The sequence below is a fragment of the Psychrobacter sp. DWR1-2-3 genome, from assembly GCF_049896465.1.
In the GTDB taxonomy this organism is placed as follows: Bacteria; Pseudomonadota; Gammaproteobacteria; order Pseudomonadales; family Moraxellaceae; genus Psychrobacter; species Psychrobacter maritimus.
Genome location: NZ_JAFCUJ010000002.1, coordinates 131,254 through 144,490, shown reverse-complemented (window position 1 = coordinate 144,490; position 13,237 = coordinate 131,254). Strand labels below are relative to the sequence as shown.

The window sequence follows — 13,237 nt, the reverse complement described above, 5'->3', positions numbered from 1 at the left end:
TTATGTCATTAGATACACATTTACTCAGGGGCAGATGACAGCATCAATGCAACCAATCGATGGCTATCCATAGATTTGATCGCATGTTTAACAAGTACGCTTTCCATATCTGCTATGAAAATCATTAAGTCTTGCGGTGACATTTGCATGCTCACGGTAGCAAGTTGCTGATTAATGGCAGCTGCGCTGTTCAACATCTTTTCATTTTTAAATGCCCTATCGCGAAATACATGTGACTCAAATAATGAACCAATCTTTGACTGCCAATCTGCTGCACTAATCAGTAAATGTTGGCTTTGGTAATAAAACAATAACCACGGCAGCGATTTATCTTCAATATCTGTTGTAATAGCAGATTCATTTAACACATTATTTAAATCGTCAATCACGTCCAGACAATAAGGCAAAGATGTCGAATTTATTGCTACATCGTTAGAGATATCGCTGGTGTTTTGATTAATATTTTCAGAAATAACCGATGTATTTACGGTTTGAGAAGTAGGCATATTTTCTGATAACTGATAGGGCTGTTTGGGTGCTTGGACTTGCTGGCTTTTGGTTGAATGAGTAGTCGATGATGTCTGTTCCATTTGAGCAGCGAAGGTATTATTTATAGACAGACTATTATTTAATACCTGACTATCATCATTAACGAAATTAATGGTCTTTTTGCTAATTGCATTTTTAAGCTTTGTCCGAATCGCATGACTGAGATGCGCCATGATGTTGTTCAATGGACTGATTTTGATACGTTGTTTAGATGGGTGTACATTAATATTAAGCCACTCAGTTGGCAGATCAAAATAAAGCGCATAGCCAATACCTGCTAACTTTGCGCTTTGAGCAAGTTGGCGTAGCTGATTGCTAATCAATGCTTCTTTTACCAGTCGTCCATTCACATAAATCAACTTTGGTAAAGCATCCTGCGAATCAGTGATTGGCCATAACCACCCATTAATGATTGCTTGACTGCCAAAATTATTATCAATGTAGGCTTTAGGCGACTGCATTAAACTGGTGAGGTCTATGGATATTTCTAAGGCGTTATCCGTTAATGGTAGCCCAGTCGCTTGCTCAAGACGCGATAAGGGCAGACGATTAGCGTCATTGTTGCTGTTGTCATTGACAGACATTGCTCTTGAAGAAAGAGACAGCCGCTTTTTATTATCATGAAACAGCGTCAGCGCCACATCTGCGCGCGCCAAAGCTACTTCTCGCACTATCGTTTCGATATGACCAAACTCGGTGGCAATAGATTTTAAGTTGCCGCGACGAGCTGGCACGTTAAAGTACAAATCCTTCACGGTAATAGTTGTACCACGATGATGCACAACTGGCAGCAACTTTGGCACATCGTCCAATACACCGGCGACTTGCAACTGGCGACCAACACCACTGTCATCATGACTACTGCTTAAGATCAAACGAGAAACCGCTGCCGTTGCTGCTAATGCTTCGCCGCGAAAGCCTAAGGTCGTAATACCATGCAAATTAGCAACATCCGCGACTTTACTGGTTGCATGCCGGGTAATCGCCATAACCATATCATCAGGATGGATACCCATGCCATTATCGACCACTTCAATCATACCCATGCCGCCTTGGGTAATATGAATCGCAATACTGGTCGCGCCAGCGTCAATCGCGTTTTCAAGCAGCTCTTTAACCACGGCTGCTGGACGCGTTACTACCTCTCCTGCTGCCAATTGATTGATGAGCAGCGGCGATAGCTTTTTGATGCGAGTATGAGAATGATTGTCTGGCATTTGTGGCATTAAGAGGTATCGTTATTTTGCGTGGTGATAAATGATGCTGTCGGCTATTGGTGATTTACATTGGCTACAGATATGAGATGCAAACTAAATCTTAAGAGAGGATAAATCCAAGCCTTGCGCTTGACCTGACTTTGATAGTCGCAGCTCAACTTGACGGGCTTCTTTATCATTATCATCGCCATCAGCTTGCGTCATATCAATAAATAAAGTCGGCGGCGGTAAATAGCTGTCCGCACGACTGGCCCATTCGATAATAACCAATGCATTTGGATCATCTAAATACTCATCGAAACCGATAAAAGACAGCTCTTCTGGATCTTGCAAACGATATAAGTCAGCATGATAAACTGGCTTAATTGAGCCATCATTTTGCTCGATACTATAAGGTTCAACTAAGGTATAAGTCGGGCTTTTAACGGCACCCGTATTTCCGAGCGCTTGCAACCAGTAACGGGTCAGCGTGGTTTTACCTGCACCCAAATCCCCCGCCAGCCAAACGCTACCGGATAGTGGTAAAGTTGCCAATTGCGCTGCCAAACGCTGAGTATCGTCTTCAGAGTACAGTATCAACGTTTTAACGTTTTTTTCTTCATTACTGTTATTAGACATCAGAATTACCTGCCTGTACTTGCATCGTGACTGACGGGTTAACAAAGTCCTCACCGCGAATCAGCTTGGCATATAACTCAGGGTCATGCCATTCACTGCTGACTTGATCGCTAAACTCAAACGCTTCTAAATTAAGCTTGCCCATTTGCTCATTGGCCACATCATCAGCAAAACACTGCGCATAACCGGTTGCGGTCTCATGCGCAATCACTGAGTAAACGCTGACATCAGACTCACCGTTTTGCATTTGAGTTTGTTTTAGAATCTCTTGTGCCCAAAAAAAGATTACACGTGAAAACTGCTCTGCTGATGGCGATACTGGCAAGCTTATCCAGCGCGCACTGAATTTCTTACAGGCAGCGATATACTCAGGGTCGTCTTTGTTCCAAAAGCAGATCGCATGATCGAAGCTATCGATAATATCTTTTATAGACGATTTTAATAAACCGAAATCATAGACCATCTGCCCATGGTCTAAGCGCTTAGCCTCAAGAATCAATTCGATTTGATAGCTATGACCATGGATAGAATGCTTGCAGCGCTCAGAGCTACAATTACGCACAATATGCGCATTTTCAAATTTGAACAGTTTACGGATACGCATAATAATCAACCAAAACAGTAAGCATCGTTGTGCTAAATATGAGTATTACAAAAGCTTGCCGCGACGATTCATCGGCTTGTGGCTCATTATAGCAAATCACGATGACTCCGTAAGTAAGCACTTATTAATAGCCATATTGACTAAATAAATCCATAACACTAAACACCCCTTTATCAAATCTATTTATCAAAAATAATTTGAGGAGCAGGATTAAAAAGAGATGTCTAAATCCAATCGTAGGTGAATTGTGCTGACGCTATCTATTGCGACACCTTAAGCCTATACTCATTGCAGTACGCAAAATTTGCGTCATCAGCATTTAACCTAACCTTTAAGCTTGTTTACACTGGCTTTAAAGGGATTACGGCTTATCTCAAGAGGAAAACACCATGAGTAAAGGTCAAGACAGTAAAAAGAACGTAAAAAAGAAACCGCTATTAACGGCAAAAGAGAAAAAAGCCGCTAAGCAATCTAAAAAAGATGACAACGGCAGTATCTTAGGTAAACATTAATATTTAGTGCATCAGTATGCTAACTGAAACTATATTAATCTGAACCATACTAATTAAAGCTATGCCAATTGAACCTCACGGTTTGATTGGCATTTTTTATGCTAGGTACTGTTTTTATAGTAGCTACTGTTTTTATGCTAGGAACTGTTTCATACTAACTACTGTTTTTATGCTAAGTACTGCGCGGTGCAAACATAATAATTGCCATGCCTAGCAGCGCGACGATAGAACCCAATATATCCCACGTAGTAGGCCTGATGCCGTTCACTGTCCACAGCCAAATAATAGCCATCGAAATATAAACACCGCCGTAAGCGGCATAAACTCGACCAGCTGCGGTTGGATGCAAAGACAATAACCAAACAAAAGCAACTAAACTTAGCGCACCCGGAACAAGCAGCCAAATCGACTTACCTTCTCGTAGCCAAAGATAAGGCAAATAGCAGCCCGCAATTTCTGCCAATGCGGTCAGCGCGAACAATCCAACGGTTTTTAACTCAGTCAAAACCATCTACTCCTAAACGGTGATAAATCCTGTCATATACTGTACGGCATTGCCAGAAATCATTACTCTGTCACCTGCGACGACACAGTCTAAAATACCGCCTCGTTTTGATGCTTGATAAGCAATCAATTCATTTTTACCCAAACGCTCCGCCCATAATGGTGCTAAAGCAGTATGAGCCGAGCCTGTCACTGGGTCTTCATCGCCACCATTGGCTGGCCAAAAATAACGTGAGATAAAATCGTAATCTTTGTAGTCAGCAGATGTAGCCTGACAGGTGACCACTACATCTAATGGCGCAAGCTGTTTTAGTCGCTCGTTATCGCGCTCTACGTTTAGGACATCTGCTTCAGCATTATAAATCACAAAATATGCTTGGGTGTTTTTATAAACTTCGACTGGTGCAATAGACAATCCTGCCAGCAAACTCTCGGGAATATCTTTGACCTTCTCAGGCTTAGTATTGGGAAAATCCATTTGTATTTTGCCATCGTCTGTTTGCACGATAGTTAAAACACCAACCGCTTTGGCGGAAAACTTAATGGTTTCTACATCAGGATGTTTGTTAAATAACACAAAAGCAGAGGCTAAGGTTGCATGTCCGCAAAAAGCAATCTCAGACAATGGTGAAAACCAGCGGATATGATAAATGCTGTCATCTTCAAGAACAATAAAAGCTGTCTCAGATAAATTGTTCTCAAAGGCAATCGATTGCATCAAATCATCACTTAACCAATCATCTGTAATGATAACCGCCGCTGAATTTCCTTTAAAAACGGTATCCGTAAAAGCATCAATGACATTGATTTCTAGCTGCATTTTATATTCTCGCTGTTATTTTTTATAACTTCATGGTTTTATGGTTTTATGGTTTTATAGCTTTATGAGGTTACCGCCAATATCAATCAACAATAAATAGCTTAGCGCCTGTCTTCGTTGATGAACGATGTGCAATCGTATTGTCCGCTACTTGATAAGTCATACCGGCTGTTAAGGTAAAAGTACGCCCATCCTTTAATTCGGTGTTTAGCTCGCCCTCAATACAAAATAAAATATGTCCTTTATCGCACCAGTGATCGGCAAGGTAGCCTGCAGAATACTCAACCATATGCACATTGATAGTATCAAATTCACGAGTCTTCCAATATCCTGTACCCGTTTCGCCTTTGATTTCTACCGCTTCTACTGTCGTCCAGTCGGTAGTAGCAAAAGGTATGTTTTTCATTTCCATGACGTCATCTTCCTGATTTAATCGATCATTTATGCATAATAACTCTCATTAGTTACTATACCTCAAATCCAGCGCCGCACTTTATTTAGATATACTTGATAAGTTTTACCAAATTTTCGTGCCATCATTTGCTCTTCTGGCTGTATCTGAAAACGTGTCATATAAAGTATAAAAACGGGTAATAACACAAACGCAAGAAAGTGCGACAGATAGAATGCCCAGCCTAATAAGATAAGCACCAAGCCTAAATACATCGGATTGCGACTATATCGATATATGCCACTGGTCACTAAACTAGATACTTTTTCAAGCGCCTGCGGATTGGGTGTGGTCTGCGCCTTTCTAAATTGCGTCACACCCATGACACCTAAGCTCATTCCCATCACACCCAAACCCACTGCCAGTGCAGTTGAGCCGTTGAGTGAGAACGTCAAAGCAGGAACCATTTTAGAGACGCCATACATGGCAGCAGCGGTAATAATGACTTGTGCTACTGGTGGTACTTTAAGCGCTAGAGCGTTCATAATGAAACCTTATATATGACTAAACAACGAACCTAAACCATTCATTATCTATTATAACTGCTAACTATTTGTGTATTTATTTTTCTACCTGTGCCTGTATCTAGCAACTGCACATTTCACACCGCTATCATTGGTATTTTCCATATTATAAAACTTTATTCATACTAGAATTGGCGCCTATATTACTTCTAGAAGGTTATAATTGTCCTCTGTTTAATTTTTAGTCTTTATTACGGTAAAGGAATTGCTCCTAACACTGTCGTTGAATTTAATGAGGAAGTTAGCGTCATGATGCGTATCGGATTGTTTTTGTTGACCAACTTAGCGGTGATTGTGGTATTTAGCATCGTGTTTGGTATTTTATCCAGATTTTTTGGGATTGGTGGCGTACATGGCGCAGGCGGGCTAAATTACACCAGCCTTGCCATTATGTGCGGTATATACGGCATGGTTGGCTCGATGGTTTCGCTATTTATTTCAAAATGGATGGCTAAAAGATCAACGGGGACAGTGGTTATTGAAACGCCAAGCAACGCCACGGAACAATGGCTGGTAGATACCGTCGCTAAACAAGCACGAGCGGTAAATATCGGTATGCCAGAAGTGGGAATTTTTAATAATTCCCAGCCAAACGCGTTTGCAACTGGCTGGAATAAAAATAAAGCGCTGGTCGCGGTTTCATCTGGTCTGTTGCAGAATATGAATCAAGATGAAGTAGAAGCGGTATTGGCGCATGAGATCGGTCACGTGGCCAACGGCGATATGGTGACGCTTGCTCTCATTCAAGGCGTGGTAAACGCCTTTGTGATGTTCTTTGCGCGCATTATCGGCAGCTTCGTCGACCGTACTGTCTTTAAAAATACCAGTGATAGCCCCGGCATTGGCTACTTTGTGACGAGTATCGTGATGGATATTTTGCTTGGATTTTTGGCGTCTGCCATCGTTATGTGGTTCTCACGTCTGCGTGAATTCCGTGCTGATGAGATGGGTGCAAAGCTTGCCAGCCGTGACAAAATGATTAGTGCACTTGATGCCTTGCGTCCTTCTGCACAGCGTCCAGATCAAATGCCAGAGAGCATGAAAGCATTTGCGATTTCATCAGGACAATCTACGGGCTTTAGTATCGCTAACCTTTTCCGCTCACATCCAACGCTTGATGACCGTATTGCGGCGTTGAGGAAGTATAATCCTCGGGAAGCATAGTAAAAAGTGTGATGATTTGTTTAGGCCGTAGGGTGCGCCCCGCCCAGTTTAGTAGATAAAGCGCATGGCAGGATCAGCTCCCTTTACCTTCCCGTAAAGTCACACTACAACCAAACATAAAAAAAGCCTATCTTTTAAAGATAGGCTTTTTATTAGATAAACTTACTGACTAAATATCGAACTCTAATGCTCTATCGCCTTCGCTATCTTTGATACGCGTTGGCAAACCAATCTTATTCAATAGATTAATAAATGGCTTGGCATCCAGCTCTTCAACGTTGACCATTTTGCCCGCATCCCACTCACCAGTTGCGACTAACATCGCAGCAGCGACAGGTGGCACGCCAGCAGTATAAGAGATACCTTGGCTACCGACTTCGTTATAGGCTTCTTTATGATCTGAGATATTATAGATAAATACCTCGCTATCAACGCCATTGATTTTACCTTTAACCTTATCACCGATGCAGGTCTTGCCGGTATAGTTTGGCGCAAGCGAGCTTGGATCTGGTAGCACGGCTTTGACCACTTTTAACGGTATCACTTCTTGCCCTTCCGCAGTCATCACCGGCTGCTCAGACAATAGACCTAGGTTTTGTAGCACGGTGAAAACATTAATATAGTGCTCACCAAAGCCCATCCAAAAGCGGATGTTTGGCACATCTAAATTGGCTGATAAGGAATGAATCTCGTCATGGCCACTTAAATAGCTATTTTGCACACCAACGACTGGCAAATCATCGGTACGCTTTACTTCAAACATCTTATTCGACTGCCACTTACTGTCCTGCCAAGAATAAACCGTACCGGTAAATTCACGGAAGTTAATCTCAGGATCGAAGTTGGTGGCGAAGTACTTACCATGGCTGCCAGCATTGATATCGATAATGTCGATATCAGTCACAGAGCCTGCATCCATCATGTCATAGCCAAGGCGCGCATAGGCATTGACCATACCGGGATCAAATCCTGCACCCAAGATTGCCGTGACATTATTGTCCGCACAGCGCTGCTTACGCTTCCACTCATAGTTGTCATACCATGGCGGCGTCTCGCAAATTTTGCGCGGATCTTCATGAATAGCGGTATCAATATAGGCAGTACCCGTCTCAATACAAGCTTCCAAAACCGTCATATTTACAAATGCCGAACCGACATTGATAACGATTTGCACGCCAGTATCTTGAATAAGCTGTATCAGCGCTTGGCTATCCATGGCATCGACTTGGTGCGTATGTAAGACAGCAGCTTGCTTAAAGCTACCTTTGTCTTTGACGCTTTGGGCGATGGCATCACATTTATCTCTAGTACGTGAGGCGATATGAATCTCGCCGAGCACATCATTATGCATCGCACATTTATGCGCGACCACTTGAGCAACGCCGCCTGCGCCGATGATAAGTACATCTTTTTTGTTGGACTTAGCTTGTTGGTTTGTGTTCAAAGAACAATCCTCCTTTGTGTCCCTGTCGATACCATTGATATTGGCTATGCAAAACAGAAACGAGTGAATGATATGCGTGAATTAAAAAGGAAGACCGAGGAAAACCCACGCACCCGTTAGACAAATCCGACTGCCTTTGCCAGTGGCAATTATAACAATTTTTACTTACTTTTCGGCAAAAATTACAACATAACTTAGAAAATTCAAGACCAATCCTCATTTCTAGATAGTTGTTTGGCAGTATGATTTAATAATGCCAAGCGTAACAGCGTTATGACAAACTCGCCTTATAATCTTGATAATCAAACTCGCGCTGAATATCGATACTGCCGTCCAGACGACGGATAACAATTGCCGGCATGTTAACGCCATTAAACCAGTTTTTCTTCACCATGGTATAGCCTGCGGCATTGCCAAACGCAATCTTATCGCCTACCTGTAAATTGCTAGGTAACGCATATTCGCCAAAGATATCACCCGCCAAGCAAGAACGACCGTAAATAATGGTGTTATCGACGGCATCGTCTACTTGGTCTTTGTTGACAGGTGCAATAGCCATGAACTCACCATTAATAGACGCTATAGGCGCCGACTCACGATAAATCAGCAAATCAAGCATATGCGCTTCGATAGAGGCATCAACAACGGCTAGGTTTTTTTCATTGTGCATGGTATCTAATACTGTCGTCACCAATGAGCCCGCGCCATGAATGCTCGCCTCACCCGGCTCAAGGTAAACTTGTACGCCGTATTTTTCGCTAAAGCCTTTTAATCTGTCTGCCAATTTTTCCAATGGATAATCAGGCGCGATAAAATGAATACCACCGCCCAAACTGACCCATTCAAGCTGTGCTAGGACGTCACCAAATCTGTCTTCAATATCGGCCAAGCTTGCACTAAATGCCTCAAAGCTGTCATTTTCACAGTTGTTATGAATCATAACCCCAGTGATATCACCAAGTACCGCTGCAATCTTATCTTTATCATGCTCACCCAGGCGACTAAAAGGACGAGCAGGATCAGCGATAATAAACGATGAATTACTGGTCTTTGGATTTAAGCGTAATCCAACTGGGATATCTTTTGCTGCTGCTTGACCTTTAAACGCATTTAATTGCGAGATAGAATTAAAAATAATTTTATCTGCATAACTTAATACTTCGTCGATTTCATCCGCGCTATAAGCGACGCTGTAGGCATGGGTTTCTTTTTTATTATCACTGTCTTTACCTTTACCAAAAGTCTCGTAGCCAAGTCTGACTTCATTGAGCGAAGATGACGTCGTACCATGCAGATAAGGCTGCATGACATCAAAAACACCCCAAGTGGCAAAACATTTGAGCGCGAGTAAAGCCTTGGCTCCCGATAGCTCGCACAGACGAGCGATAATCTGCATATTTGCGACAATCGCCGCTTCATCAAGCAAATAGTAAGGCGTTTTTAGCGCGGCAAGAGAGACAGCTGGTGTTGAGTTCATAAGAGATGACCTAATAGCTTTAACAATATACGGCGATAATAGCTTAATGCTAACAATGGCTTAGTGGTGCACTGTGATACAGTCATGACACGTTATCACACATTGTGACAAGGCCAAATGACAGGGCCAAATAAGTGCGCTATAGTAGTATAAATTCATCACAATTAGAATAGCTTATGTCACTCTCAACCGATTATTCTACCTCAAAAAGCCATACCAATTTATCGTCACTCGAGCTCAAAAATATAAATTTAGAGCATCTCGATTCAGAGGCGCGTGCCGTGTTGGATTTTTGGTTTGACAAAGACAATGAGCCATACTGGTTTGCGCAAAATGATGACTTTGATAAGCAGATAAATGATAAGTTTGGCAAGATTTGGCAAGCCGCAAAACAAGGCGAATGCGTCACGTGGCGCATTGCAGACGCGCCAGCCGATAGTAACAGCTCAATCACAGCGTTGGCGGGACGCTTGGCTGAAATCATTGTCTTAGATCAGTTTTCGCGTAATTTATGTCGCGAGCAAGCATGCGCGTTTGCTCAAGATGGTATGGCGTTGGTATTGGCACAAGAAGCCATTGGGCAGCCACATTTTGATACCCTACCAACGCCGTGGCGTAAATTTATTATTATGCCGTTTATGCATTCTGAGTCAGCGATGATTCATAAACGTTATCTACCGCTTTTTGAGCAACTAAACGATGCCGACACTTTAGACTTTGAGCGTCGCCACAAAGACATTATTGATAAGTTTGGCCGTTATCCGCACCGCAATGAAACCTTGGGTCGTGAATCAACTCTCGAAGAAGAGGCGTTTTTACAGCAGCCCAACTCGTCTTTTTAAGCAGTTGTTAAACTTTAAGCCTTAATAGAACCTAACTGTTGAATAATGGACTAAAAACCACCTATTTATTAAATAGGTGGTTTTTTATATTTGAGTGATAGCAATTTTACTTGTGTGGTTTACTTGGGTTTTTCACTTTGGAGCTATTTATCTAATACATTTGCGTAGGCTATTTTCTAAATATCTTAACCACTTACCTATTGCCACTCTCGGTATGCGTTACGTTTTCAAGCGCTTTTCTTACCGGTGCAAAGCTACGTCTATGCGCGGCTAACACACCATGAGCTGAAATAGCTTCCATATGGGCGCGCGTCGGATAGCCTTTATGCTTAGCAATACCATATTCAGGATATTCAGCATCAAGCGCATACATGGTTTTATCACGGCTCACCTTTGCTAAGATACTAGCGGCCGCAATACTGGTATGACGCGCATCGCCTTTTACCCACGCTTGACAATCAATGACTGAGCGCTCTATGCCTGATTTAGCAAGGCTTGCATAATCCAAATCCGGACAGCGATTGCCATCAATCAATACCTCGAACTGCCTTTTATCACCGGCATTCAGGTGCTTGGCAACTATTTCTAACAAAACCTCAGTACATAAACGCATACCCAGCATCGTTGCTTGCAAAATATTGACTTGGTCGATGACCGCTGCCGGTATATCAGCGACGATGTGACCGACGGCATATTGCTGAACCAATGGATAAAGAATGTCGCGTTTTTTTTCACTCAGCTGCTTAGAATCCGTCAATATAGATAACGGCGTACCTTTGAGTGGCGCGTCCTCGATTAGTCCTGACCAAGCAGCAGGTAATATCGCAGCAGCAACATTGACGCTACCTAGCAGAGGTCCGCGCCCTGCTTCATCGATACCAATTTGTATAGGTACTTGTTCGCGCTCTTCATTTATCGGATATTGCGCAAGTAACTCAGAGATATTTAACTGACCTGATAACAGTATGGGAGCAGCCAGTTGAATATACTGACCTTTAATATCTACTTGCTCGATACAGATGCTCATTGGCGTGAAAGGATTTGCGCTGCAAGGTGTGTTAGTCATAAAATTGTACTGTCTTATTTAATGAACTACCCGCCGCTTTAGAAGCGTGGGTTTCTTAGGTAACACCCATACTTAGTACGATGTTTTGTACCAGCGGTTAGGCGAATTAACTAAGCTAACCCCCTTGCACCAAGGGTTCTTTGAGGGTTAGACAGCGCAATCCTTCATTGAGGATATTGACACTGGCATTGAGATCACGGTCATTTTCAGACTTGCAACTGGGGCAATTCCAGGACCTATCGCTAAGTTTTAACTCGTCTTTACCAAGAACATAACCACAGACTGAGCAGGTCTTTGAAGATGGAAACCATCTATCGACCTTAATGAGCTGTTTGCCATACCAATCTGCTTTATAGTCCAGCATGGTGGTAAAAGTTGACCATGAACTGTCGCTGATTGCTTTAGCGAGTTTATGGTTTTTGAGCATACCGCTGACGTTCAAGTCCTCAATCACAATAATATCGTGGCTTTTGACAATATTGAAGGACTGTTTGTGTAGAAAGTCTTTACGGCTATTGCTTATTTTTTCATGAATGTTAGCGACTTTACGTTTTTGTTTTTGATAGTTACTGCTTTCAGATAGTTTGCGATTGGCTTTTTTGGCAACCGCACTGCGCTTGGACATGATTTTTTGAGCACGAGCCAACTTATCTTTTATTTTTGCTAGAAACTTAGGATTAGCAACTTTAGTGCCGTCAGATAAGACGATAAAGTCTGTTAATCCTAAATCAATGCCAATGTTTGATTGAGTTTTTAGGAATGGTGTCGCAATGGTTTCAACCAAAACACTGACATAATACTTGCCTGTAGGCGCTTTTGATACCGTGACGCTTTTGATTAAGCCATTGATAGACCGATGGATATTGGCTTTAATACGACCGATTTTAGGTAGTTTAATAAACGAGCCATCAATCGCCACTGTGCCTTTTTGGTTGTTGGTGGTGTAACTATCTTTTTTACCTTTATGTTTGAATTTAGGAAAACCCATATCAGGACGTTTGAAGAAGGATTGAAATCCTTGCTGTAGTTGCATTTGCACGTTAGCCAATGCCAAACTATCCACTTCACGCAACCACTCAAACTCTTTTTTATATTGAGCTGGGGTGTTTTTTAGGAACTTTTTATGCAGTCTATAATAATCTTTTTTATCCGCAAGCATTCTATTCCAAATAAAACGAGTGCAGCCAAACGACTTAGCAAAAAACACTTTTTGCACCTCATTGGGGTAAATCCTAATTTTATAGGCTTTATGGATCTGCTTACTCATTATCGGTCTTTCTCGATGATGACTTGCGGTCAATACTTGCGGTCAATTAAGTATTATATTACTTTAATAACCACTTGCTTTCAAGCTGTCATTGGTATCGTTAGGTCAATGATCACAAAGACGCATTCATCCCACCGCTTTAGAAGCGGGGGACTTCTGCGGGGCAGTGTTAAAAGAT

14 protein-coding genes are annotated in these 13,237 nt (G+C 42.2%); 3 read left to right on the top strand and 11 right to left on the bottom strand.

The genetic code is table 11. The features are described 5' to 3' along the window. Window positions 1-20: 20 nt before the first annotated feature. The 3 genes from mutL to ACP7AA_RS03850 all read right to left on the bottom strand — a co-directional run bounded on the left by mutL (window position 21) and on the right by ACP7AA_RS03850 (window position 2,988). On the bottom strand, window positions 21-1,775 hold the full coding sequence (gene mutL / locus ACP7AA_RS03860; protein ID WP_426222724.1) for a DNA mismatch repair endonuclease MutL: 1,755 nt from the start codon (window positions 1,773-1,775) through the stop codon (window positions 21-23). Window positions 1,776-1,859: 84 nt separating this feature from the next. Next, window positions 1,860-2,384, bottom strand: coding sequence for a tRNA (adenosine(37)-N6)-threonylcarbamoyltransferase complex ATPase subunit type 1 TsaE (tsaE, locus tag ACP7AA_RS03855; protein ID WP_426222723.1), 525 nt, complete (start codon window positions 2,382-2,384; stop codon window positions 1,860-1,862). After that, complete coding sequence (locus tag ACP7AA_RS03850) at window positions 2,377-2,988, bottom strand: 6-pyruvoyl trahydropterin synthase family protein (protein ID WP_426222722.1); 612 nt, start codon at window positions 2,986-2,988, stop codon at window positions 2,377-2,379. The genes tsaE and ACP7AA_RS03850 overlap by 8 nt, the downstream gene beginning before the upstream one ends. A gap of 389 nt (window positions 2,989-3,377) precedes the next feature. Here ACP7AA_RS03850 and ACP7AA_RS03845 point away from each other — a divergent pair, with 389 nt between their 5' ends. Then, entirely contained in the window at window positions 3,378-3,500 is a 123-nt protein-coding gene (locus ACP7AA_RS03845) for a hypothetical protein (RefSeq protein WP_020443648.1), read from the top strand. Window positions 3,501-3,672: 172 nt separating this feature from the next. On the opposite strand, the gene ACP7AA_RS03840 is transcribed toward ACP7AA_RS03845, so the two are convergent. The 4 genes from ACP7AA_RS03840 to ACP7AA_RS03825 all read right to left on the bottom strand — a co-directional run bounded on the left by ACP7AA_RS03840 (window position 3,673) and on the right by ACP7AA_RS03825 (window position 5,760). Beyond that, the gene (locus tag ACP7AA_RS03840) at window positions 3,673-4,005 is read right to left on the bottom strand and encodes a YnfA family protein (protein WP_183618447.1); all 333 of its coding nucleotides are present in this window, start codon (window positions 4,003-4,005) and stop codon (window positions 3,673-3,675) included. Window positions 4,006-4,017: 12 nt separating this feature from the next. After that, window positions 4,018-4,824 carry a PhzF family phenazine biosynthesis protein gene (locus tag ACP7AA_RS03835; protein WP_426222721.1) on the bottom strand — a complete coding sequence of 269 codons (807 nt, stop codon included), beginning with the start codon at window positions 4,822-4,824 and terminating at the stop codon, window positions 4,018-4,020. Between the two features lie 82 nt (window positions 4,825-4,906). After that, a complete protein-coding gene (locus tag ACP7AA_RS03830; protein WP_200662139.1) occupies window positions 4,907-5,236 on the bottom strand; it encodes a DHCW motif cupin fold protein in 330 nt (109 codons plus the stop codon). Window positions 5,237-5,298: 62 nt separating this feature from the next. Beyond that, on the bottom strand, window positions 5,299-5,760 hold the full coding sequence (locus tag ACP7AA_RS03825) for a methyltransferase family protein (protein ID WP_426222720.1): 462 nt from the start codon (window positions 5,758-5,760) through the stop codon (window positions 5,299-5,301). Window positions 5,761-6,048: 288 nt separating this feature from the next. Here ACP7AA_RS03825 and htpX point away from each other — a divergent pair, with 288 nt between their 5' ends. Continuing rightward, a complete protein-coding gene (gene htpX, locus ACP7AA_RS03820) occupies window positions 6,049-6,963 on the top strand; it encodes a protease HtpX (RefSeq protein WP_426222719.1) in 915 nt (304 codons plus the stop codon). Between the two features lie 169 nt (window positions 6,964-7,132). On the opposite strand, the gene ACP7AA_RS03815 is transcribed toward htpX, so the two are convergent. Together ACP7AA_RS03815 and ACP7AA_RS03810 are read right to left on the bottom strand one after the other, a co-directional pair. Next, window positions 7,133-8,407, bottom strand: coding sequence for a saccharopine dehydrogenase NADP-binding domain-containing protein (locus tag ACP7AA_RS03815; protein WP_426222718.1), 1,275 nt, complete (start codon window positions 8,405-8,407; stop codon window positions 7,133-7,135). A 271-nt stretch (window positions 8,408-8,678) separates the two neighbouring features. Further along, the gene (locus tag ACP7AA_RS03810) at window positions 8,679-9,884 is read right to left on the bottom strand and encodes a carboxynorspermidine decarboxylase (RefSeq protein ID WP_426222717.1); all 1,206 of its coding nucleotides are present in this window, start codon (window positions 9,882-9,884) and stop codon (window positions 8,679-8,681) included. A gap of 176 nt (window positions 9,885-10,060) precedes the next feature. Here ACP7AA_RS03810 and ACP7AA_RS03805 point away from each other — a divergent pair, with 176 nt between their 5' ends. Further along, window positions 10,061-10,726, top strand: a complete 666-nt coding sequence (locus ACP7AA_RS03805; protein WP_201629057.1) for a DUF924 family protein — start codon at window positions 10,061-10,063, stop codon at window positions 10,724-10,726. Window positions 10,727-10,919: 193 nt separating this feature from the next. On the opposite strand, the gene ACP7AA_RS03800 is transcribed toward ACP7AA_RS03805, so the two are convergent. Next, window positions 10,920-11,792, bottom strand: a complete 873-nt coding sequence (locus ACP7AA_RS03800) for a ribonuclease HII (protein ID WP_426222716.1) — start codon at window positions 11,790-11,792, stop codon at window positions 10,920-10,922. 115 nt (window positions 11,793-11,907) lie between these two features. Beyond that, window positions 11,908-13,059, bottom strand: coding sequence for an IS200/IS605 family element RNA-guided endonuclease TnpB (gene tnpB / locus ACP7AA_RS03795; RefSeq protein ID WP_201625169.1), 1,152 nt, complete (start codon window positions 13,057-13,059; stop codon window positions 11,908-11,910). Between the last annotated feature and the right edge of the window lie 178 nt (window positions 13,060-13,237).